Below are 23,188 nucleotides of genomic sequence, written 5' to 3'. Positions count from 1 at the left end.
ATGGGGATATATCACGTCTTAGCTCGAAGATCCTATGCGAGATAGGGCATCCTGGTGTGCTTGGGGACCGCGCCGGGATCCGGGGATTGCCTTTGCCTGTGTGTTGAAGAACACACAAGAAACTTTGACCTGCCGGTAAACCGGAGCGCGTCGTCAAGCGTCGGCATTGACGCCTTCAGAGGTGGATTGGTCCCATGATTATGCGATCAGTCGCGCCGACGTTCGGCCAGGAGCTCGGGGAGAGAGATAACAGATGCTCAAACACCGCAGATTGCTTACGTGGCTGCTCGCGCTCGCGTGCGTCGCGGGAGCAGTGATCGCGCTGTTCGACATCCAGACCCCGCTGCGCCCATTCCTGATCTCTCTGTTCCTCCTCGTCGTTCCCGGCGCCGCGGTCGTAGGACTGTTGCGAGATCGTGACCCACTTGCCGCACTATCAGTAGGAGCCGCGGCAAGTCTCGTGCTGAACGTGCTCCTTGCCCAAGCCATGCTCCAATTCAACGCTTGGTCACCGAGGGCCGGCGTGGCGACGGTCGCCGTGCTCGGAGGGTTCATGTACGTGCTTCGCGTGTTGTACCGGGGGAAGAGCATGCAGACCGAACAGGGGGCCAGGGCAAGGTGAACATCACAGTGGTTCGCCCGGGAGAGCTCGGAGAGTCCGAGCGCGTTCGATGGCGTGAGCTGCAGAAGGCCGATCCCAGCCTCGACAACCCGTTCCTGTCGGTCGAGTTCGCGGTCGCGATGGACCGTCTGCGCGACTACGTGAGGGTCGCGGTCATCCACGACGGCCGCGCCATCGCCGGCTTCTTCCCGTTCGAGCGGCACAGCTTCGGCATCGGCAAGCCGCTCGGCGGCTTCCTGACCACCTGCCACGGGCTGATCTCCGTCCCCGGATTGAAGATCGACGCGAAGGGCCTGCTCCGGGCCTGCAAGCTCAGCGTGTTCGACTTCGACCACCTCGTCGCAGGGCAGCCCACGTTCGCCCCGTACGAGAACGACGTACGACCGGCGCCGGTCATGGACTTCACCCAGGGCTTCGACGCCTGGCTCGACCAGGTGAAGGCCAACTCGCCGAAGAACCTGAAGACGGTCCGCTACAAGGAGCGCAAGCTCGGCAGGGAGCAGGGCGAACTGCGGTTCGCCTGGGACTCACCCGACCCCGAGGAGTTGCGCACGCTGCTGGCCTGGAAATCGGACCAGTACCGGCGGACCGGCCGGGTCGACAGGTTCGCCCAGCCGTGGATCGTGGAGCTGATCGACCTCATGCACGCCGAGAAGTCAACCGACTTCTCCGGCGCGCTGACCATGCTCTACGCCGGCGACGTGCCCGTCGCGGGCCACTTCGGCCTGCGCACGGCCACCACGCTCGTCGGGTGGTTCCCCGCCTACGACACGGAGTTCGCACGGTACTCCCCGGGCATCGTGCACCACCTCCAGATGGCCGAGGCGGCGGCTGTCGCCGGTCTGCACATGGTCGACATGGGCAAGGGCGGCAAGGAATACAAGGACTGGCTCAAGAGCGGTGTCCTGTACGTCGCCGAGGGCCGCGTGTCCAGACCGTCCGCCACGGCGGCGGTGCACTGGATGGGCAGAACACCTCTCAACAAAGCCCGAACCATCGTCACCGATCGGCCGTCTCTCTATAAGGTGGCCGACCGCGTGTTGAAGGGCTTCGGCCGCGTGCGCACTTCCATGCAGCAGGAACAAGCGAACGCAGTCGTCAAAGAACCGACGGGAGCGCGCTGAGCGCTCCGGCCACCCCCCTGCACAAGCTCCACCCCCCGGCACAGCACAGCACCCTCATTTCCACTCCACTGGACCCCTTGATGCAGCGTTCGCCGCACCCGCCGTCCTCCCAGCACCCAGGACGGTCGCGGATGCTCCGTTGAGAAGGGTCCCGGAAGGATTTCCCCAACCATGAGTCCCGAGATAACCAAGGCCAACGGCAAGATCCAAGTCGCGCCCTTGCGATCTGTGCCGCCCATCGAGCGCTTCACGCCCGTCACGCCTCACCTGGCCATTTCTCCAACGGTGAGCGTCGTGGTGCCGGCGATGAACGAGGCGGAGAACCTCCCGCACGTGTTCGCCACGCTGCCGCAGTGGATCGACGAGATCGTGCTCGTCGACGGCAACTCCGTCGACGACACGGTGGCGGTCGCCAGGCGGCTGCGGCCGAACGTGAAGATCGTCACGCAGACCGGCAAGGGCAAGGGCGACGCGCTGGCCGCCGGGTTCGCCGCCTGCACCGGCGACATCATCGTGATGATCGACGCCGACGGCTCCACCGACGGGCACGAGATCATCTCGTTCGTGGGCGCGCTGGTCACCGGCGCCGACTTCGTCAAGGGCTCGCGGTACGCCGCGGGCGGCGGCAGCGACGACCTGACCTTCAACCGCCGGTTCGGCAACAAGGTCCTCACCGGCATCGTGAACGTGATGTACGGCACCCAGTACACCGATCTGTGCTACGGCTACAACGCCTTCTGGGCCCGTCACCTCGACGTGCTCAACCTCGACTGCGACGGCTTCGAGGTCGAGACCCTGATGAACATCCGCGCCGCCAAGGCCGGGCTCAGGGTGCACGAGGTGCCGAGCCACGAGCGGTGCCGCATCCACGGCGAGAGCAACCTCCGAGCCGTGCGCGACGGCATCCGCGTGCTCAAGACCATCCTGCGCGAGTGGCGCCGCCAGCCCTCTGCGCCGCAGCCCAAGCCCGCCGCAGCTCCGGCCGCGGACCGGGGTGTCGCTTAAAAGAGGCAAGCAGTGAACACGTCTGTCGTCATCTGCGTCTACACCGAGGAGCGCTGGGAGGACATCAGGCAGGCGGTCGAGTCGGTCGAGAACCAGCGACGCCGGCCGCACGAGCTGATCCTGGTCGTCGACCACAACCCGGAACTGCTCCTGAAGCTCAAGCGCGCGTATCCACAGGCCATCGTGGTGGAGAACACGCATGAGCAGGGGCTGTCCGGCGGCAAGAACACCGGCGTGGCCACGGCCACCGGCGAGGTCGTCGCGTTCCTCGACGACGACGCGGTCGCCGACCCCGGCTGGCTGGAGGCTTTGGAGGAGGGCTTCCAGGATCCGGGCGTCGTCGGCGTGGGTGGTCGCACCGACCCGTTGTGGTCGTCCGAGCGCAGGCCGCGATGGTTCCCGTACGAGTTCGACTGGACGGTGGGCTGCACCTACCGCGGCATGCCCGCGGTCAGGGCGCCCATCAGGAACGTGATGGGAGGCAACGCGGCCTTCCTGCGCGACGTCGTGTCCGAGGTCGGCGGCTTCCACAGCGGCATCGGACGCAGTGTCCAGGGGCGCAAGAGCAGGCCGCTGGGCTGTGAGGAGACGGAGTTCTGCATCAGGCTGAGCCAGCGCAAGCCCGGCTCGGTCATGCTGTTCGAACCACGGGCGGTGATCGGGCACAAGGTGTCGCGGCAGCGCGAGGGGTTCGCCTACTTCAGGTCCAGGTGCTACGCGGAAGGGCTGTCGAAGGCCCTGGTGACGCGGGAGGTCGGCACCCAGGACGGCCTGGCCAGCGAGCGGGCGCACGCGTTGAAGACGCTGCCGCTCGGCGCGCTCCGTGGCGTCGGCGAGGCGCTGCGGGGCGATGTGGGCGGGCTCGGCAGGGCCGCCGCGATCGTGATCGGGCTGGCCTGGACCACCTGGGGGTACGTGGTCGGCTCCGCGCGCCTGAGAGGGGCGCGGTCATGATCCGGGTCCCCATCCTGATGTACCACTCGGTCACCGACCGGCCCAACGAGGAGACCAAGCCGCACTCGGTACGCCCCTCCGACCTGGCCGACCAGCTCGCCTACCTGTCGGAGAGCGGCTTCACCCCGATGACGCTCGGCGACCTGGTTGCGTCGCGGAACAAGAACACCGGCATGCCGTCCAAGCCCATCGTGATCACCTTCGACGACGGCTACGCCGACTTCCACTCGCACGCCCTGCCCCTGCTCGACCGCTACCGCTTCCCCGCCACGGTCTTCCTGACCAGCGGCTGGGTCGCCGACGCGGGCGACGACGCCGCGGGCAGGGCGCTGGACGAGATGCTCACCTGGACCCAGGCCCGCGAGGCCGCCCAGACCGGCATCGAGATCGGCGGCCACAGCCACAGCCATCCCCAGCTCGACCAGCTCCGCACCGAGGACCTGCGGCAGGAGCTGCGCAGGAACAAGGGGCTGCTGGAGGAGAAGATCGGCGCGCCGGTCGCCACCATGGCCTACCCGTACGGGTACTCCAGCGCCCGGGTCCGCCGTGAGGTGCGCAAGGCCGGGTACTTCGCGGCGTGCGCCGTGAACAACACGATCGCCGCCGACCGGCACGACATGCTGGCCATCCCGCGGCTGACGGTCGCCAGGCACACCACCATGAGCATGTTCAGGCGTGCCGTGGAGGGCAGCGCCGTACCCCTCATCTACCTGCGGGAGCGGGTCCTCACCAAGGGCTACGCGGTCGTCAGGCGCACCAGGTACGGCCTGCGGCGGGTGCGCGGAAATGTCTAGCATCCGACGGCGGATCCTGCGCGACCTGCGTAACCCGCTGTTCCGCAACGGTTACGCGCTCATGGCCAACACGGCCATCACGGCGACGCTCGGCATGGGGTACTGGCTGCTCGCGGCGCACTTCTTCACGCCGGAGGAGTTCGGCCGCGGCCAGGCGGTGATCACGCTGATGCGGCTGTTCGCGTCGCTGACCGCGCTGGGCTTCGTGGGCGCGCTGGCCCGCTTCCTGCCGGTGGCGGGCCGCCGCACGCCCGAGTTGATCCTGCGCGGGTACGGGCTGGCCGCCGCGACAGGCGGGGTGGCGGCGATCGGCTTCCTGCTGACGCTGCCGCTGTGGGGCAAGACGTACTCGGTGCTCGGCGGTTTCGGGCCCGGGCTGTTCTTCCTCGGCTCCGTGCTGGTCTGGGCGGTCTTCACCCTCCAGGACGTGGTGCTGACCGGCCTGCGCAAGGCCACCTGGGTGCCGCTGAACAACCTGGTCTTCGGCGTGGTCAAGATGGGGCTGCTGGTCGCGATGGCCAGCGCGCTCCCCGACGGCGGCATCTTCGTCTCCTGGATGGTGCCGACGGCGCTCGCGCTGATCCCGGTGAACTGGCTGATCTTCGGCGTCGTCGTCCCCCGGCACGTGAAGCAGACCAAGGACGTGGTCGAGCCGCCGAGGCTGCGCGAGGTGGGCCGCTTCCTGGCGGGCGACTTCCCCGGCACGCTGTCGATCCTGGCGATCGTCTACCTCGTGCCGGTGGTCGTGGCCACCCAGGTGGGTGAGGCCACGTTCGGCCGCTTCTCGATGGCGCACACGCTGGCCAGCATGATCGAGCTGCTGGCGATGAACATGGCAGTGTCGCTGACCGTCGAGGGGTCCTTCGAGCGGTCGCAACTGGCCGAGAACTGCCGCAGAGCGCTGCGGCGGGCCTTCATGATCATTGTGCCGATCATCGTGGTGGCGATCGCGGGGGCGCCGCTGATCCTGACCATCTTCGGCACGGAGTTCGCCGACGAGGGGACGACGCTGCTGCGGCTCATGTCGCTGGCCGTGCTGCCGAGGGTGCTCATCGAGGTCTATCTGAGCGCGCTCCGGGCGCAGAGCGAGGCCAGGAAGCTCGCCCTCGTCCAGATGGGGCTGGCGGGGCTGGTGCTCGTGTCGACCGTCGCGTTGTTCCCGACCTTCGGGGTCAACGCGGTCGGGTACGGGCTGCTGCTCAGTGAGCTGCTGGTAGCGCTTTTGATCTTCAGATCACTACGCAAAATACTCAACTACCACCAGACCGGGCAGCCGAGCGTCGCTCAGGGGTCGCCCGGGGCCTCATGATGGTCAACGTGAGGCAACGGGACGGCGATGGCATGACAACGGGCATCAGCGGCTCCTCCGACCTGAAGGGGGACACGGGGGAGGAATCAGGCGTGGCCTTCGATCCGGAGGCGACGGGAGTGATCCCCCGCCTGACATTCGCCCCCTCCAAGGACAGCCCCGCCGACTCCCCCAACGAGCCGGACACCTCAGACTCCGAGCCCTCCGGCGCCCCGTCCGACGCCGCCTCCGACACCCCGAAGGCCGACGCCGACGAGGGAGCCGCCGACGAGCAGGGGGCTGTCGAGCGGGGCGCTGACGACGCCGGCGACCCGGCGGACCGCACCGACGCGGACGCTCCCACCGGCGCGACCGAGGGCGAGCGCCCCGATGGCGACACGCCCGATCCTGTCGGCGCGCCCACCGAGAGCGAAGCAGCCGACCTGACGGACGCACCGACCGAGAGCGACGCGCCCAACCCGGTCGAATCGGCAGACGTGTCCACCACGAGCGACGCCACCGAACCGTCCGGCGCGCCCGGCACGAGCAACCCGACCGACGCGGCAACTGCGAGCGAGGCCAACAAGCCGACCGACGCGGCGACTGCGAGCGAGGCGAACAAGCCGACCGACGTAGGCTCCGCGAACGAAACGAGTGACAACGCGGGCACCGCGCACGAAGCGAACAAGCCGACCGGCACCGGCGACAACGGCGACGCGGCTGACGCAGGCGACGGAAGCGACGGGGAGGACGCGGCCCACAGCGGTGACGCGGACACGACGACGCAGATACGCCTCCCGAGGCTGGCTCCGCTGCACATCGGCAGCCCGCCCACGGCCGACGAGGCCACGCAACCCGACAAGCCCGTCGCCGAAACGCCCGGCGATCCGGATGAGCCGCCTCCGCCTGGCGCACAGGGCTCGGCGTCCGAAGGAACGCCTGCCGGTGAGGCAGAGCGCCCCGAGGGCGCGCCTGGGGACCTGTCCGCCGCGGGAACGCAGCCCTTCGACGCGGTGCCCCAGAGCGTGACTCCCCCAGGCACCCCTTCCTCTGACGCCACTTCCCCGAGCGCGACCTCCTCGGACGCGACTCCGTCAGGCGCGGCCCTCTCGGATGCCACTCCCCTGGGCGCGACTGCCCCGGGCGGGGCTCCGGCTGTCTCGGGCGCGGCCGAAGGGGGTGAGGCGGGGCTCTCGGAGGCGTCCGCGGCCGAGGTGACGGCCGCCGTCCGGCTGCCCGGCAAGGGGGCGCCCACCGGGCCGCAGTCCCCGCCCACCAAGACACCCCTCACGGGCCCACAGGCCACCAAGGGGACGCCCGCGGAGGCCCCCGCCACCAAGGCGCCCCCCGCCGCCTCCGGGCCCGCCAAGGCGCCACGGGCGCGGGGGCTGGCGGCGCTGGTGCAGAGCGCCCCCAAGTGGCTGCCCGTGCTGCTCACGCTCGAGGGCCTGATCATGTACGTCCTGGCGCTGAAGGCGGCGCCGGGTCCGCTGCGCGGGGTGAACCCGGCCGACATCAACGGCCTGGGCCTGATCGCGGCGCTGCCGCTGAGCGCGTTCGCGGCGATCCTGATCATGCTGGTGTCGTTCTTCGTCACCGTCGCCCAGAGGACCGACCGCAAGTTCCTGCTGCTGTTCCAGATCGCGGCCATCACGTTCGCCCTGCACGGCGCGGGAGCGCTGGTGGCGACCGAGCCGCGCTTCCCCACGGCGTACATTCACGCCGGTTTCGTGGAGTTCATCGGCAGAACCGGCGAGACGGCGATCAACATCGACGCCCGCATGGGCTGGCCGGGCTTCTTCGCGCTGTTCGCCTTCGTGACGAAGGCGGCGGGCATCTCCGACATGACGACGGTCCTGCAGTGGACTCCGTTGCTGTCGAACCTGCTCTACCTGCTGCCGTTCGTGCTGATCCTGCGCCAGGTGGTGGCGACCACCCGGGCGCGCTGGTTCGCGGCGCTGCTGTTCGTGCTCGTGCAGTGGATCGGCCAGGACTACTTCTCGCCGCAGGGCTTCACGTTCGCCCTGTACCTGGCGTTCGTGGCGATCCTGCTGCGCTGGTTCGGACGCGTCGAGCCGCGCACCAAGCCGATCGCCCCGAAGGGCCTGCGCAAGTTGCTCGGCCGCCTGGACGCGATGACGCCCGGCGAGCTGGCCAACACCGGCACGTTCCGGGCCGACAAGCTGCTGATGCTGCTCATGCTGATCGCGCTGTTCTTCGCGGCGACGGCCTCGCACCAGATCACGCCGTTCATGATGCTGGGCGTGGTGACGGCGTTCCTGCTGGTCAAGCGGACCTCACTGACGTGGGCGCTGCCGTTCTTCTTCGGCCTGGTGGTGGCGGCCTGGATCAGCTACGAAACGGTGGGGTTCTGGGCCGGCCAGATCGACGCCATCTTCGGCGGCCTGGGCCGGATCTTCGACAACATCCAGAGCAACACCGGCGACCGCATCGCGGGCAGCGACCCGGCGCACGCGCTGGTGCTGAAGGCGCGGCTGGGCATCCTGGTGGTGATCCTCGCGCTGGCGGCGACGGGCCTGCTGCGGCGGCTGCGGCGGGGGGTGTTCGACAGGGCGGCGCTGATCCTGCTCTGCGTGCCGGTGCTGGCGCTGGGGCTGCAGAGCTACGGCGGCGAGATCGGGCTGCGCATCTACATGTTCGCGCTGCCCGGCGCCTGCCTGCTGGCCGCGTACGCGTTCTTCCCGAATCTGCCCGCCGACAGCGCGGACGTCCGGGAGGAGACCGTCCCGATCCGCAGGCGGAACGTCCGGTTCAACCCGGAGCTGACCAAGCGGATCAGCGTGGTGCTCGCGGCCTGTTTCGCGGTGCTGTTCGCGATGGCGTTCCTGGTCGCCCGGTACGGCAACGAGAAGTTCGAGCGGGTGACGTCCGGCGAGATCGCCGCGATGCACTACGTCTACCAGCATGACAAACCGAGCGCCCGGGTGGTGTACCTGGTGCCGGAGGAGAGCCAGAACGTCACGCCCACGCTCCCGTGGGGTGAGCGGGACGTCGACCTGGTCAACTTCAACGGCCAGGCGCGTGTCTACAAGGACCCGAAGCAGATCGCCGGCGCGGTGGCCAAGCTGAAGGCGTCGCCACGCAACACCTACCTCGCGGTCAGCCTGGGGCAGGTCAGCTACCTCCAGCTCAACGAGGGCTTCCCGGCCGACTGGGGGCCGAAGTTCAGGGCGGCGCTCGACGCCTCACCGGACCTGAAGAAGGTCTTCTCCAACGACGACGCGGCGCTGTACACGCTGAAGAAGTTCGTGAAGGGCACGGAGATCCCGGAACCGCAGCCGTACAAGGGCCGTGGCGACCCCACCTCGCCGTGGACGCCGGTCGGCCTCGGCGCGCTCGCTGTCACCTGGGTGTCTCTGTTCGGTTACGAAGTGATCCGCCTCAACGGGCCGAATCGGGCTCCGCGCGCCAGAAAACGCCTGCTCTTCGTGGCAATTCCGGCCTTCGTGGTGGCGGTTGCGGTGATCATCGAGCGATTCGTCTACATCGCAGTAAATAACTAAATTCACAGGAAACTCTCAGTTTGTGCGGGATGATGTTCGCTGATGAGGACGCAGGAGACACATCGCGCGATGAATGACGGCCGACTTGCGGCGTCTCGGATCACTTCCGTCGACGCTCTTCGCGGGTTCTCACTCCTGGGAATCCTCCTGGTGAACATCGCCTTCCTGGCCTCCGGTTACCGGATGGCCGGGATGGCGGAACCGGCGTTCAACTCATCGGTCGACTGGGTCGTCCGGTGGGTCATCACCATGTTCTTCGAGAACAAGTTCTACCTGCTGTTCTCGTTCCTGTTCGGCTACAGCTTCACCTTGCAGCTCGACTCGGCGGTGCGGCAGGGCAGGGCGTTCGTCCCGATGTTCCTCCGGCGCCTGGGCGGGCTGTTCCTGATCGGCCTGGCGCACGCCGTGCTGCTGTTCCCCGGCGACATCCTGACCACGTACGCGGCGGTCGGGCTGGCGCTGCTGGTGCTGCGCCGGATCACTCCCAAGTCGGCCGTCGTGCTGGCGGTCGTCCTGACCTGTCTGCTGGCCCTGGGCTTCATGCTGCTGGCCCTGCTGGCGGTGCTGGGCCTGGACATGGCCGGCACGGTCTCGCACGGCGCCATGGAGGCCATCAAGTCGGACCAGGCGCTGGGCGGCTCGGCCGTCCAGATCGTGTCCGAGCACGTCCGCAAGCTGTCGTTGATCGTCGTCCTGCGGGTGCTCTTCCAGGGGCCCGCGGTGCTGGCCGCCTGCCTGATCGGGCTGGCCGTCGGCAAGCTGGGGGCGCTGCGCGACATCTCCGCGCACACCTCGGCGCTGCGCAAGCTCCAGTGGGTCGGCTTCACGGTCGGCGTGGCGGGCGCGTTCGTCTACACGCAGTCGGCCTGGAACGGGACCGTGCACAAGTTCCTCGGCGAGGCGGTGGACCTGGTCACCGCGCCGCTCCTGGCGGCGGCGTACGCGGCGACGTTCCTGCGGCTGCTGCCCCACATGCCGCGCGTCGGCAGGCTGCTGGCGATGCCGGGACGGATGGCGCTGTCGAACTACCTCGGGCAGTCGCTGATCTGCTGCCTGATCTTCACCGGGTACGGCCTGGCGCTCGTGGACCGGGTCGCCCCGCCCTGGCAGGTGCTGATCGCGCTGGGGGTCTTCGCCGCGCAGGTGCTCTACAGCCACTGGTGGCTGCGCGGGCACCGGTACGGGCCGGTGGAGTGGCTGCTGCGCTTCCTCACGTACTGGAACAGGCCCGGCGCCGTGCACCGGGCCCGTCACACCTCGACCACCCCCTGACCGCGGCTCAGCCGTCGCCGCGGCCGCTCCACTTGATCTCGTACGGCTTGAAGGTGACCTGCTTGCCGCCGACGTCGGCGGTGACGGGCGCGTCAGAGGTGTTGACCATGACCATCTGGCGTTCCTGCGCCAGCACCCTGATCTTCGGGTTGGAGGACTGGACCTCGTCGAGCTTGACCCCTGCGGGGAACCACCGGGTGAAGCCGCTCAGCAGCCCCGCCATCGGCATCTCCTCGCCCCTGTCGGGGGTCCAGAGGCAGCCGCGGCAGTCGGCGCCGGACTTCTGCTGCGGGTTCCAGTACAGGGCCGTCGTCACGCCGCTCTTGGCGAACTCCATCAGGGTCGTGGCCTGGACCGCGGTGCGCTTCTCCTCGCTCCAGCCCGCGTTCTCGGGCTCGACGTACCACTCGGCCCACCACACGGGCATGTCGTTGGTCTTCTGCCTGAGCCAGGTGGTGATCGCGCTGAACTTGGCCTGCGCGCCGAAGTCGTCGGGGATGTTGGCCCGATCGTTGGTCATCGAGGCGCCGTCGACGACGACGAAGTCGGCGCCCTTCTTGTGCTCGATCCAGTACTCGATCGCGTCGAGCGCGCGCTGGTCGACCGTGCCCCACGGGCCGCTCAGCTCGGACGCGGAGGCGCGCGCGTGGCTCTCGATCGGGATGTAGGGACCGCCGACCTGGATGTCGCCGCTCACCTTCTTCAGCGCGTCGTACACCTTGTTGTACAGCTCGGTGTAGCCCTCGGCGTCCCAGCGGCTGGTGGACGGGTCCCAGAAGCCCTTGAACTCGTTCCAGACCAGGAAGTACTTGACGGTCGGGTACTGCCTGGCGACCTTGGCCGCCAGTTGGGCGTAGTCGTCGAAGTTCTCCCGTTTCGGGGCGACGGTGTCGTTCTTGCTCCAGTCGGTGCGCCCGGCCTGGCCGCCCTTCATCCAGTCGGGTGCGCAGCACAGCGTGATGACGGGGAGGGCCCGCGAGGACGACATGAACCTCAGCCGCCGGTCGAGGTCGCGGAAGTTGTACTGACCGGGGCTCGGCTCGGGGTTGCCCACCCCCCAGCCCATGACGTGCTGGTTCTGCAGCATCGGGACGCGGGCCAGGATGTCGCCGGCCCGTTCGGTGAGCTCGCGGGGGGTGTTGTCGGCGCTGTACTGGGTGTGGGTGACGCCCCAGCGCGGCCAGTTCTCCATCTGGGGCGGCTGCTGCAGCGTGGGCGCGGGCTCGCTGGGCCCGACCTGGGCCACCTCGCCGCCCTTGTATCCGTCTCCGGAGCCGTCTCTCGAGCCGACCCGGTTCCCGGCGTACACCATGATCGCCACGACGAGGGCCACGGCGAGGACGCCCGCGCCCACCGCGATCGGCCAGGGAGACCGTCTACGCGCATGACGACCGTCATTGGGAATCACGGGACGCTCCTTCACACGCGTGGACAAAGGAAAGGCCGGGTTGCATAGCCCCGGCCTTTATAACGGTATCTGTCGGACTTGCAAATTACTTGCCGTCGTTCAAGTAGCCGGCGGCCGTTGATGACCGGCCGGGCCGGGCACCCCGGCATAACGGTACGGCACCGGCTGCCTGCCCGGTTGCACGACGAGGAGGGTTCCTGGTTCCTCCGCGTAGAAGGCGGATTCGACCGCGGCGGCCACATCATCCGCCGAAAGCAGCGGGAATCCGGCGTTGACGAACACCTCCCGTGTGCCGGCCACGAGCGGGGTGTCGGTGAAGCCGGGGCAGACCGCGCCGATCCTGATGTTCTCCTTCGACAGCGGCACGGCCAGGGCCCTGACGAGCCCCACCACGGCGTGCTTGGTCATGGTGTAGATCGGGTCGCCGCCGTAGCCGACCAGCCCGGCCAGCGACGCGCTGACCACGATCGCGCCGCCGCCCGACCGCTTCAGCAGCGGCACCGCGGCCGTGACGCCGAAGACGACGCCGTCGACGTTGACGCCGACGATCCTGCGGTAGCGGGCCAGGTCGAAGGCGGCCAGATCGACGCCGCCGGAGATCCCGGCGTTGAGGTGGACCAGGTCGAGGCGCCCGTGGGTCTCCTCGGCGAGGGCGACGGCCTGGTGGGAGGCCTCCTCGTCGCTGACGTCCGCGGCCAGCCACACGCCGCCGATCTCCTTGGCGACCCGCTCGACGCCCTCGCCGTCGACGTCGACGAGGACGCACCTGGCGCCTCCGGCGGACAGCCTGCGGGCCACCGCGGCGCCGATGCCGCTCGCCGCTCCGGTGATCAGTGCAACGCTACTCACGAGTCCTCCCGGTCGAGCATGCGGTGGGCGCGGGCGATCAGGGTCGGGACGGCGGAGCCGATGTTCTCGAACCCCTCCCCCACGGTCTTACCCTGACGGAAGCGGGCGTGGATACCCTCCACGATGACCGCGAGCTTGAAGCCACCGAAAGCCACATAAAACCCAAGATCCGAAATATCGCGACCCGAGGCTTTTCCGTAGTGGGTGGCGAATTCGGTGGCGTTGAGGAAACCGGGGGCCAGAGTCACGTCCCCCGCCACCGGGATTCCGGCCCGCTCCTCGTCGCCGGGGTCCTGCCAGTAGGTCAGCGTGAGTCCGAGGTCGGCCAGCGGGTCGCCGAGCGTGGACATCTCCCAGTCGACCACCGCCAGGATCTCGGGCCGCGGCGCGAGCCGCACCAGGGTGTTGTCGAGCCGGTAGTCGCCGTGCACGAGCGTGCAGGCGGAGCCGGACGGCATGCGCGCGCGCAGCCTCGACACCAGCCGGTCGAACTCCGGCAGGTCGGCGGTCTTCGACCGCTCCCACTGCTGGCACCAGCGGTCGAGCTGCCTGGCCAGGTAGCCCTCCGGACGTCCGAAATCGGCCAGGCCGACCTCGCGGTAGTCGACGGCGTGGATGGCCGCCAGCACCTCGGAGAGCCGCTCGGACAGCCGCTTGGTGTGCTCGGCGCCAGGCTCGCCGAGCTCCTCCCTGGTGCGCACGGCCGCGCCGTCGACGTAGCCCATCAGGTAGAACGGCGCGCCGATGACGTCCTCGTCGGCGCAGAAGGCGACCGGCTCCGGGACCGGCACCGGCGTCGAGGCCAGCGCGGAGATGACCCGCCACTCGCGCCGCATGTCGTGCGCGGTCGGCAGGACGTGCCCGAGCGGCGGGCGGCGCAGCACCACCCGGCGGTCGCGGGCCTCCACGAGATAGGTCAGGTTAGACTTTCCGCCGGAGATCATCGAGACGGACAGGGGCTCGCCCGCGTCGGGCACGTGCGCGCCCAGCCACGTGACCAGCCGTGGCCAGTCAATCCCAGGTACGGTCATGGACCCACATTAGGACGACACTCGGCCCTGAAAGCTAGCTGAGAATTGCGTAACAGTCCGAGGGGGTGGGAGCGATCACTGTTTAGATCCTTTAACCTGGGCGTATACGCCTCCGTGCATGCTTTCCTGAAAGTATGCTGACAGTAGGAGCCCATGCGCGTCACAGTCGTTCACCCCCGCGACCTTGGGAAACCTGAAGTGAGCCGATGGAGGGCACTGCAGGAGGCCGACGCGTCCTTCGACAATCCGTTCCTCTCGCCCGAGTTCACGATCACGGTGGGCGAGCTGCGTGACATGGTCCGGGTCGGGGTCCTCTACGACGGCCCCGAGATCGTCGGGTTCTTCCCCTTCGAACGACACCCGTTCGGCATCGGCAAGCCGGTCGCGGCGGGGCTGACCGACGCGCAGGGCCTCGTCCACGTCAAGGACCTGGAGCTCGACCCGCGGCGGCTGATCAGGGACTGCGGGCTGTCGGTCTACGAGTTCGACCATCTCGTCTCCGGCCAGCCGCTGCTCTCCGAGCGGCACGAGCGCCACCCCTCTCCCGCCATCGACCTGCGCGACGGCTACCCGGCGTACACCGACTTCCTGCGCGAGCACTCCGGCAAGACCTACAAGTCCACGCTGGCCAAGTCCCGCAAGCTCCAGCGCGACATTGGACCGATCCGACACGACTACGCGACGACCGACCTCGAACCGCTGCGCACGCTGCTCGGCTGGAAGACCGACCAGTACCGGCGCACGGGCCGCACTGACAGGTTCGCCCACCAGTGGATCGTCGAGCTGGTGGAACGGCTGCTCGCCACGCAGACGCCGGGCTTCGCCGGGGTCCTCGACATGATCTACGTCGACGGCGAGCCGATGGCCGGGCATTTCGGTCTCCGCACCCGCACCACGCTGGCGGGCTGGTTCCCGGCGTACGACACGCAGTACGCCAAGTCCTCGCCCGGCCTGATCCACCACCTGGCGATGGCCGAGCGGGCCGCGGAGTCGGGCATCCAGATGATCGACATGGGCCGGGGCCAGAAGGAGTACAAGGAGAAGCTCAAGAACGCCCAACTGCAGGTGGCCGAGGGCCGGGTGGCCAGAGTCAGGCCGTCGGCGGCGCTGCACTGGATGATGCGGGTGCCCGTCCGTAAGACGCGGGCCACGGTGCTGGCCAACCCGGTGCTGCACAGGACGGCCGACCGCGCGCTCAAGACGTTCGGGCGGCTGCGCACCGTCTTCCAGTCGTGAGGCCGATCGCGGAGCGCACCGGACGCCACTGCCTGACGCTCCCGTCCAACCGGCTCGGCCTGTACCTGGCGCTGCGCCACTGGTGCACGCCGGGGCAGCGGCTGCTGATGTCCCCCGTCTCGGCCGACGAGATCCTCTTCCTGGTGCTGGCGGCCGGGCTGCGCCCGGTGATCGCGCCGCTGTCGCGTCGCGACGGCAACATCGACGCGTCCCGGGTGAACCTCTCCGAGGTGGACGCCGTCCTGACGACCAACCTGTACGGGCTGCCTGACGACGTATCCGCCTATGCCGGAAAAATCCTGATCGAGGATGTGGCGCACGCCCTCGAAACCACGGTCGGCGGGCGGCCCCTCGGCACGTTCGGCCAGGCCGGGGTCTTCAGCCTGTCCAAGCACCCGGGCGCCGGCTCCGGCGGCGTCCTGGCGGTGGCGGACCTGTTGGACCTGCGCGCCCTGGAACGCGCCCGCGACCAGCTGCTCGAACCCGGCGCGTTCCGCGCGGAACTGGTCGCCGTGGCCGGCTCGATGGCCAGGCAGGCGGCGCTCACCCTCAACCTGGTCCGCCCGGCGCTCAAGGCGATGCGCGCGCTGGGCATGCAGGAGGCCCGCGACGGCTACCGCATCGCGCTGCGCCGCGACGCCCTCGACGCCGCCATGAAGCAGGTGCCCTCGCTGCCGCCGTTCGACCCCTGGGTCCGGGCCGACCTGCACGACTACCGCGCCCGGCGGGGGGCGCTCGCGACCTGGTACCAGTCGAGGCGGCTGGCCAAGGTCCCCCGCGTCCGCGTCCGCGAGCGCAGGCTGGCGGGCGTGCGGCGGCTGGCCGAGCTGCCCACGGTCGCCCAGGCGGTGCGCGACAACCTGGACCAGCCCCTGTTCCGCGTCCCCCTGCTGGTGCGCGACCGCGACGCGGCGATCGCCGAGCTGGAGCGGAACGGCGTCGCGACCGGCTACCTCTACGACCCGCCGTACGACGACTACGCCCCCGGCTACTGCGACGCCTCCCCCGATCCGGAGCCCGCCCGCTGGTGGGCGCGGCACGTGCTGCCGGTCGACCCGCTGTACGTCTCCCGCTCGCTGCCCGTGCTCCAGCGGCTGCTGCCCGCCTAGCCCTCCGCCGGTGGCCCGGCGATCAGGTCGGCGAGGATCCGGCAGCCGCGCCGGACGTCCGCCAGCGACGCGGAACCGTACCCGATCACCAGGCCGTGCAGCCGTTCCCTGCCGTGGTGGTGGCGCTGGGTGCTGTCGAGCAGGACGCCGCGCTCCCTGGCCCTGGCGACGACTCCCTGGACGGTGTCCGACGGCAGTTCCGCCAGCACGTGCAGCCCGGCCGTGTCGCCGCGCAGCCGGCAGACCGGGCCGAGGGTCTCGACGATCTGGGCGCGGCGGCGGGCGTACTCCAGGCGCATCCTGCGCAGGTGCCGGTCGAGGTCGCCGCGTTCCAGCAGGGTCGCGACGGCCTGCTGGACGGGGCCGCTGGTGCGGTCCGACACGCTCTCCCTGAGGGCGGCGATCCTGGCCAACAGGTCGGGGGAGCCGACCAGCCAGCCGACGCCGACGTCCGGGGCCAGGGTCTTGGACAGGGTGCCGAGCAGCACCACCCGCGACGGGTCCAGGCCGTAGAGGGCGGGCAGCGGGGCCACGTCGTAGCGGAACTCGCCGTCGTAGTCGTCCTCCACGATCGTCGCGCCGGTGCGCCGGGCCCAGGCCAGCAGGCGTTCCCTGCGTGGGATCGGCAGCCTGCCGCCGAGCGGGTACTGGTGGGCGGGGGTCGTGTAGAGGACGCGGAGATCCTCCGGGAGCCCGTCGACGATCACGCCGTCCTCGTCCACCGGGCAGGGGACGACCCGTGCTCCCCTGGCCGCGAAGACGGTGCGGGCCACGTGGTAGCCGGGATCCTCGACGCCGGCCCGCCCGCCGCCGCCCAGCAGGGCGAGGGCGCACAGGTCCAGGGCGTTGCCGGTGCCCCTGGTGACCAGGACGTTCTCCGGGCCGACCGGCACGGCCCTGGCCCGGCGCAGGTGGTCGGCGAGCAGCTCCCTGAGGCGCGGCAGGCCGTACGGGTCGGACGTGTCCCTGAGAGGGAGGTCGCCGGCGCTGCGCCAGGCGCGCTTCCAGGCGGCCCTGTCGTAGTCGCGCACCCAGGGGGTGCCGGGGGTGAGATCGATCAGGTCGCCCGGCGGCGCGGTCCGCCGTTCCTCCGGACGCCATGGATCGGAGGACACGCCGTCCGGATGCCGGGCCGCCCGGGGGATCTCCCTGCGCGGGGTGTCGGACGGGGCCACGAAGGTGCCCGAGCCGTGTCGTCCCTCCAACCAGCCTTCCGCGTAGAGCTGCTGGTACGCCTCCGTGACCACGGTCCGGCTGACCGCGAGCTGCGCCGCGAGGCCGCGCGAGGACGGCAGCCGCTCCCCCGGCGCGAGCGTGCCCGCCAGCATGGCGTGCCGCAGCCAGTCCGTAAGCTGCGCCGAGAGCGGCGTGGACGACTCCCTCGACAGGGATACGGGCAGGTCGACGAGGGTACGCACGGAAGTGGTCTCCGGGAAGCGGTCGGTAGTGGCCCTATAGGATAGGTCCACTTTCGCACTAGCGTCGACGGCATGCTCTCCACCACACCCCGCACCACGCTCGGCCGCGAGAAGCACCGTGGCAGCACCGACAGGAACGATCTGTACGAGGTGCTCGACACCGGGCTCGTCTGCCATCTGGGCGTGGTGGTCGACGGCCATCCGATGGTGGTGCCGACGGGGTACGGCCGCATCGGCGACACTCTCTACCTGCACGGCTCCACGGGCGCCCAGTCGCTGCGCGCGGGCGGCGGCGGCGCGGTGTGCGTCACGGTCACCCACGTCGACGGCCTGGTGCTGGCCCGCTCGGTGTTCAATCACTCTTTCAACTACCGCTCAGCGATCATCTACGGCCACGCCAGGCTGGTGACGGACCCCGAGGAGCGGCTGGAGGGGCTCCGCGCCCTGACCGAGCAGCTCGCCCCCGGCCAGTGGGAGTACGTGCGCAAGCCGTCGCGCAAGGAGCTGGCCGCGACGGCGGTGCTGGCCCTGTCGCTGGAGGAGGCGTCCGTCAAGATGCGGCGCGGCGGGCCCGACGACGAGGAGGAGGACTACGCGCTGCCCGTCTGGGCCGGGGTGCTGCCTCTGGTGACGGCCTGGGGCAACCCGGTACCGGACGAGGTGCTCCCAGAAGGTATCGATGTACCTGTTCACATCAGCGGCCGGGAGTAGTTCCATAAATCAGGAACCACCTGGCAAACCCGGCTCCTAACTCACGCGTCTCATCAGGTGGGCCGACTCCTGATGGGGGATGCCATGGAGTGGAGCGCTCCCGGATACACCGAGGTCAAGCAGCTCGGATCGGGTGTCAGCGGTCGTGTCGTGCTGGCGGTGCACGACGAGACCGGGGTGAAGGTCGCCGTCAAGTACCTCTCCGAGAGGATGCTGCGCGACCCGGTGACGCTGGCCAGGTTCCAGTCGGAGGCCCGGCTGCTGACCACGTTACGGGACCAGAACATCGCCACGATGTGGGAGTACATCCAGACCCGCGACGGCGCGGCCATCGTGATGGAGCTGGTCAACGGCGTCTCGCTGCGCGCCCTGCTGCGCGAGAACGGCACGACGGGGCCGGAGGCGGCCCTGGTCGTGCTCAAGGGCTCGCTGCTCGGGCTGGCCAGGGCGCACCGCGCCGGCGTCGTCCACAAGGACTACAAGCCGGAGAACGTCGTCGTCAGGGACGACGGGGTCAGCAAGCTCGTCGACTTCGGCGTCGCCGTGCGGCAGGGCACGATCACGCACCCCGAGGGGACTCCGCCCTACATGGCCCCCGAGCTGTGGGAGGGACGCCCCGCCTCCCCCGCCACGGACGTGTACGCGGCCACGGTGACCTTCTTCGAGTGCCTGACCGGGCATCGCCCCTATCGCTCGACCGAGCCGAGCGTGCTCGGCTACCAGCACAAGCACGCCCCGATCCCGGTCCACGACGCGCCGGAGGCGGTGCGCGCGCTGCTCCTGCGCGGGCTGGCCAAAGACCCGGCGGCGCGGCCTGCCGGCGCGGACGCGTTCGTCCGCGAGCTGGAGGAGACGGCCAGGGCCGCGTTCGGCGAGGACTGGGAGGAGCGCGGGAAACGGCGGCTGGTCGCGCTGGTGGCGCTGCTCGCCCTGCTGCTGCCCGTCCCGCAGGCCCCGCCCGCGGAGGTCGCGACCAGCCTGGGGCGCACGGTCTTCCGCAGGGTGCGGCGGCGCCGCTCGTCCAGCCATTCGACAGGCCGCTCGGCGAGCCGTTCCATGGGCCGTTCTGTGGGACGGGCGGTCAGGCACCACGCCGTGCGCATGGCGATGGGCGTCACCCTGGCCGCGGCCGTGGCCATCGCCGCGGTGGTCGCGCTGTCGAGCAGGGAACGCGCCGCGACGCCGTTCGACGTGGCGGCGGCGGGACCTCCCACCTCGCAGGCCCCGGCCGAGCTGGCCTCGCCACCGCCGGAGACGCCGTCCGACACGGCGAGCCCCGAGGAGAGCCCGTCAGCCGAGCCCTCGGCCGTGGCGCCGCCCACCCGCACCAGGCGGCAGTCCGTCGTGCCGCCTCCGGCGACGCGCACGCCGAAGCCCACCGTCGCGCCGACGGTCACGAGGACGCCGACCAGATCGGCCACACCCAAGCCGACCCCGAAGGCGACGCCCAAGGCGACCCCGAAGGCGACTCCGAAGGTGACGCCCAAGCCGACGCCCAAGGTGACACCCACCGTCACGCCGACGATCACGCAGACCGTGACGCCCACGCCGGTCACCTCGGTGTCCGCGCTGAGCGTGGGCGGGCTCACGGTCGACGGCGACTCCGTGGCCAGCGGGACGTTCTCCGTCCGCGCCACCGGCACCGCGCCCATCACCGCGACCGCGACCTGGGCCGTGGCGGGCGACACCGTCGCGACCCGGCGCCTCAGGCTCGGCGGCGCGCCGGCCTACACCCGCACGCTCACCCACGCCTTCGACGAGCGTCCCTGCGGGCAGGACGTCACGCTGACCGTCACCACCACGCCCGCCGCCCCCGGCGGCTCCAGGACGGCCACCACCGCCGTGCCGCCCTGCCCGACGGAGGTGACCGGGCTGCGGGTGGCGCTCCGCATGGACGCGCCGCCGGGAGGCGACGCCCTGGCCCAGGTCGGCGTGGTCACCAGCGGCACCGGCGCGGTGCCCGTCACGGTGTCGTTCCGCGTCAACGGGGACGAGGTCGGGACCCGCTCCGCCACCCTGTCCGGTCGCACGTCCTACAGCAGGCTGTTCAGCCAGGGCTTCAAGACCCGCCCGTGCGGCGCGACCGTGTCGGTCGTGGTGCGCGCGGGAGACAGGCAGGCCACCGCGCGGACCGAGGTCTCCTGCCCGCCCGGGGTGAAGCGGATCACGGTCACGCGGGCCTCGCTCAGCCCGCGCGGGGTCGCCTCCGCCGTGATTTCCGTCACCACGGACAACGAGCAGCCGGTCCGGCTGAACGTCTCGTTCTCCGTCGGCGGCAGGATCGCCGGCACCGAGACGTTCGAGCTGTCAGGACGGACGGAGTACTCCCAGGTGGTCAGCCACACCTTCGGCGAGCTGCCCTGCGGCACGTCCTGGCTGGTGGAGGCGGCGAGCCGGCCGCAGGCGGACAACGGCGGCGACAAGGGCGGCGGACAGACGCCTGACTGCCAGTCAGAGGAACCGAAGACGCCGGCGCCGGAAACCCCGGGGACCATCGACTGACGTCACATTTCCTGACTTATCCGAACTGGTAGCGGGAAAAGGGTTGCCGCTGGTTAAGCTACGGTTCGTCTGATGAGGGTGGGGGCCCGGACGTCTCGCGAGGAGCACCTTATGGATGGGCAGTGGGGGGTTCCCGGCTACACGGAGGTCCGGGAGATCGGCACCGGGGCCGGCGGCCGGGTGGTGCTCGCCCGGCGTGACCACGACGGCACCGAGGTCGCCATCAAGTACCTCTCCGACCAGCTGAGAATCGACGTGAGCTTCGTCGCCCGGTTCCGGCACGAGGCCCGCCTGCTCGGCACGCTGCGCACCCCGCACAACGCCCAGCTCATCGACTACGTCGAGAGCAGCGAGGGCGCGGCCATCGTCATGGAGCTGGTCAACGGGGTGTCGCTGCGGGAGATCCTGCGGTCCGAGGGACCCACGGGGCCCGAAGCCGCGCTCGCGGTGCTCAAGGGCTCGCTGCAGGGCCTGGCCGCCGCGCACTCGATCGGCGTCGTGCACCGCGACTTCAAGCCCGAGAACGTGATGGTGCAGGACGACGGCACCAGCAAGCTCGTCGACTTCGGCATCGCGGTCCGGGCGGGCGAGGGCACGAGCGCCGCGGGCACCCCGCCCTACATGGCCCCCGAGCAGTGGTCGGGAGGCTCCGCCGCGCCCGCGACCGACGTCTACGCCGCCACCGTGGTCTTCTTCGAGTGCCTCACCGGCGCCCGTCCCTTCCGCGCGTCCAACGTCGCGGCGCTCGCCCGCCAGCACCACAGCACGCCGCCGCCGGTCCAGGAGGTGCCGGAGCCGCTGCAGGGGCTGGTCCAGCGCGGCCTGGCCAAGCGTCCCGCCGACCGGCCGTCGTCCGCCGAGGCGTTCCTGGCCGAGCTGGAAGAGGTCGCCTACAGGGCGTACGGTCCCGACTGGGAGGAGCGCGGCCGCCACCGGCTGGCCAGGCTCGCGGGGCTGCTGCTCCTGCTCTTCCCCAGCGCGCCCGAGGCGCCGGTCGAGGCGCAGACCTCGCTCGCGGAGACCACCTTCGACGACCCTCCCGGGCTGCTGAGCAGGCTCCCGATGAAGATCCTGATAGGCACCGTCTCGTTGGGCGTGGTGATCGGCGTGGCCGTGGTGCTCGTGAAGGCCACCGACGTCAACCCCGTCCTGCAGGCGCAGACCTCGCAGGCGACGCCGAGCACGGCCGCGCCGGGAACCGAGCCGTCCGCCACCGAGGAGCCGTCCGACGAGCCGACGACGGAGCCGTCGGAGGACGACCCCACACCCACCCCGGACAAGCCGACACCGCAGCCGACACAGCGCACGACGCCGCCGGCCATCGCCGTCACCTCCTCTCCGAAGCCCGCCACCAAGTCGCCCACCCCCAAGCCGAGCAGGACCAGGACCGTCAGGCCCACCCCCAGGCCGGTCAGAACGACCGTGAAGGCGACCCCCACGGAGTCGCCGGACCCGGAGCTCACCGGTAAGTCCGGGGTGGACAACACCGGGACGACCCCGCCCAAGCAGCCGTCCCCGCAGCCCACGCGTCCCGACACCCCGCCGCCCAGCTCCGAGCCGTCTGGCGGCGAGACCCCGACGAACACCGGCAGGGTGCCCGGCGAGCCGACGCCCGCGCCCGAGATGGAGCAGCCGGGCACGACCCCGGCGGCGCTGCTGGCGCTGGGCCTGGTGACGTCCGGCACGGTTCCGGTCACACTTGCGGTGAAACGCCGTATGGCGGGACGGCACCGGCGGAGGCGCTAGCAGCGCTGGGGGGCGGCGGCGATGAACAACGCGAGCAACAACGCGAGGAACGGGATCGCCGGCTTCCGGCTCACCGAGCACACCTGGATCACCGAGCTGGGCAACTGGATCGACGCGATCTCGCCCGACGGCCGCCGGGCCGGAGCGCTGCTGTTCGACCCGAAGATCATCGGACTGCCGGGCGTGCGCGACCGGGTCGTGGCGGCGGTCATGACCGACCAGCGGCTCGTGCTCGGCGGGCTCACGGGCCTGATCCCGGTGGCGGACGTGGTGGCGGCGGGCGACCAGGTGTGGCTGCTCACCGCGCAGGCGGTCAGCCCGACCGTGTCGGACCTGCTGTCGGCCGGGCCGATCGACCTGGGCGGCGCGGCGGCGGTGCTGGCCGAGACGGCGCAGACGCTGCTCGCGCTGCACGCGGCGGGCGTCACGCACGGCTCGGTGCATCCGGGCACGGTGGTGGTCACGGCCGAGGGCGCGGCCCTGCTCTCCGAGCGTGGCCTGGCGGACGCGATCAGGGGGCAGACGTCCATGCCGGAGCGGGACGCGGCGTCCTGGGCGGCGCTGGCCCGCGGGCTGGCGGCGGCGACCGCGCAGG

18 protein-coding genes are annotated in these 23,188 nt (G+C 70.4%); 14 read left to right on the top strand and 4 right to left on the bottom strand.

Annotated features, from left to right (window positions below; translation table 11 throughout):
- Nucleotides 1-253 precede the first annotated feature (253 nt).
- The 8 genes from ABT294_RS42670 (at nucleotide 254) to ABT294_RS42635 (ending at nucleotide 10,583) form a co-directional block, all read left to right on the top strand.
- Nucleotides 254-622 (top strand): hypothetical protein, encoded by a 369-nt coding sequence (locus ABT294_RS42670; protein ID WP_350812179.1) that lies wholly within the window; start codon nucleotides 254-256, stop codon nucleotides 620-622.
- Nucleotides 619-1,746, top strand: a complete 1,128-nt coding sequence (locus tag ABT294_RS42665; RefSeq protein ID WP_350812178.1) for a GNAT family N-acetyltransferase — start codon at nucleotides 619-621, stop codon at nucleotides 1,744-1,746. The genes ABT294_RS42670 and ABT294_RS42665 overlap by 4 nt, the downstream gene beginning before the upstream one ends.
- Before the next feature lie 171 nt (nucleotides 1,747-1,917).
- Entirely contained in the window at nucleotides 1,918-2,751 is an 834-nt protein-coding gene (locus tag ABT294_RS42660) for a glycosyltransferase family 2 protein (RefSeq protein WP_350812177.1), read from the top strand.
- A 12-nt stretch (nucleotides 2,752-2,763) separates the two neighbouring features.
- Nucleotides 2,764-3,705 carry a glycosyltransferase family 2 protein gene (locus tag ABT294_RS42655; RefSeq protein WP_350812176.1) on the top strand — a complete coding sequence of 314 codons (942 nt, stop codon included), beginning with the start codon at nucleotides 2,764-2,766 and terminating at the stop codon, nucleotides 3,703-3,705.
- Nucleotides 3,702-4,499, top strand: a complete 798-nt coding sequence (locus ABT294_RS42650) for a polysaccharide deacetylase family protein (protein WP_350812175.1) — start codon at nucleotides 3,702-3,704, stop codon at nucleotides 4,497-4,499. Before ABT294_RS42655 ends, ABT294_RS42650 begins: the two co-directional genes overlap by 4 nt.
- A complete protein-coding gene (locus ABT294_RS42645) occupies nucleotides 4,492-5,808 on the top strand; it encodes a lipopolysaccharide biosynthesis protein (protein WP_350812174.1) in 1,317 nt (438 codons plus the stop codon). Before ABT294_RS42650 ends, ABT294_RS42645 begins: the two co-directional genes overlap by 8 nt.
- 32 nt (nucleotides 5,809-5,840) lie before the next feature.
- Nucleotides 5,841-9,311, top strand: coding sequence for a hypothetical protein (locus ABT294_RS42640; protein ID WP_350812173.1), 3,471 nt, complete (start codon nucleotides 5,841-5,843; stop codon nucleotides 9,309-9,311).
- 150 nt (nucleotides 9,312-9,461) lie between these two features.
- Nucleotides 9,462-10,583 carry a DUF418 domain-containing protein gene (locus ABT294_RS42635; protein ID WP_350812172.1) on the top strand — a complete coding sequence of 374 codons (1,122 nt, stop codon included), beginning with the start codon at nucleotides 9,462-9,464 and terminating at the stop codon, nucleotides 10,581-10,583.
- Nucleotides 10,584-10,590: 7 nt separating this feature from the next.
- Here ABT294_RS42635 and ABT294_RS42630 read toward each other — a convergent pair whose 3' ends face one another.
- From ABT294_RS42630 to ABT294_RS42620, 3 genes are all read right to left on the bottom strand, one after another.
- Nucleotides 10,591-11,991: a GH39 family glycosyl hydrolase gene (locus tag ABT294_RS42630; protein ID WP_350812171.1), complete on the bottom strand. Its 1,401-nt coding sequence runs from the start codon at nucleotides 11,989-11,991 to the stop codon at nucleotides 10,591-10,593.
- Nucleotides 11,992-12,090: 99 nt separating this feature from the next.
- Nucleotides 12,091-12,840 carry an SDR family oxidoreductase gene (locus tag ABT294_RS42625; RefSeq protein ID WP_350812170.1) on the bottom strand — a complete coding sequence of 250 codons (750 nt, stop codon included), beginning with the start codon at nucleotides 12,838-12,840 and terminating at the stop codon, nucleotides 12,091-12,093.
- Entirely contained in the window at nucleotides 12,837-13,871 is a 1,035-nt protein-coding gene (locus ABT294_RS42620) for a phosphotransferase family protein (protein WP_350812169.1), read from the bottom strand. Before ABT294_RS42620 ends, ABT294_RS42625 begins: the two co-directional genes overlap by 4 nt.
- 198 nt (nucleotides 13,872-14,069) lie before the next feature.
- Between ABT294_RS42620 and ABT294_RS42615 the strand changes: the two genes are divergently transcribed.
- Both ABT294_RS42615 and ABT294_RS42610 read left to right on the top strand, forming a co-directional pair.
- Nucleotides 14,070-15,107 (top strand): GNAT family N-acetyltransferase, encoded by a 1,038-nt coding sequence (locus ABT294_RS42615; protein WP_350812168.1) that lies wholly within the window; start codon nucleotides 14,070-14,072, stop codon nucleotides 15,105-15,107.
- Nucleotides 15,104-16,216: a DegT/DnrJ/EryC1/StrS family aminotransferase gene (locus ABT294_RS42610; RefSeq protein ID WP_350812167.1), complete on the top strand. Its 1,113-nt coding sequence runs from the start codon at nucleotides 15,104-15,106 to the stop codon at nucleotides 16,214-16,216. Before ABT294_RS42615 ends, ABT294_RS42610 begins: the two co-directional genes overlap by 4 nt.
- Here the strand turns inward: ABT294_RS42610 and pdxR are convergent.
- Nucleotides 16,213-17,634: a MocR-like pyridoxine biosynthesis transcription factor PdxR gene (gene pdxR, locus ABT294_RS42605; protein ID WP_350812166.1), complete on the bottom strand. Its 1,422-nt coding sequence runs from the start codon at nucleotides 17,632-17,634 to the stop codon at nucleotides 16,213-16,215. The two genes, ABT294_RS42610 and pdxR, sit on opposite strands and share 4 nt — an antisense overlap.
- Nucleotides 17,635-17,706: 72 nt before the next feature.
- On the opposite strand from pdxR, the gene ABT294_RS42600 reads away from it, so the two are divergent.
- From ABT294_RS42600 to ABT294_RS42585, 4 genes are all read left to right on the top strand, one after another.
- A complete protein-coding gene (locus ABT294_RS42600) occupies nucleotides 17,707-18,345 on the top strand; it encodes a pyridoxamine 5'-phosphate oxidase family protein (protein WP_350812165.1) in 639 nt (212 codons plus the stop codon).
- A gap of 84 nt (nucleotides 18,346-18,429) precedes the next feature.
- Nucleotides 18,430-20,847, top strand: a complete 2,418-nt coding sequence (locus ABT294_RS42595) for a serine/threonine-protein kinase (protein ID WP_350812164.1) — start codon at nucleotides 18,430-18,432, stop codon at nucleotides 20,845-20,847.
- A 111-nt stretch (nucleotides 20,848-20,958) separates the two neighbouring features.
- The gene (locus ABT294_RS42590) at nucleotides 20,959-22,593 is read left to right on the top strand and encodes a serine/threonine-protein kinase (protein ID WP_350812163.1); all 1,635 of its coding nucleotides are present in this window, start codon (nucleotides 20,959-20,961) and stop codon (nucleotides 22,591-22,593) included.
- Between the two features lie 21 nt (nucleotides 22,594-22,614).
- Nucleotides 22,615-23,188: protein kinase family protein (locus ABT294_RS42585; RefSeq protein WP_502912214.1), on the top strand; the 574-nt coding region annotated here is incomplete at its 3' end.

Origin of the sequence: Nonomuraea sp. NPDC000554 (assembly GCF_040300065.1) — a bacterium.
Taxonomy (GTDB): Bacteria; Actinomycetota; Actinomycetes; order Streptosporangiales; family Streptosporangiaceae; genus Nonomuraea.
The sequence above is the reverse complement of the archived record's forward strand: the minus strand, read 5'-3'. Positions and strand labels throughout refer to the sequence as shown.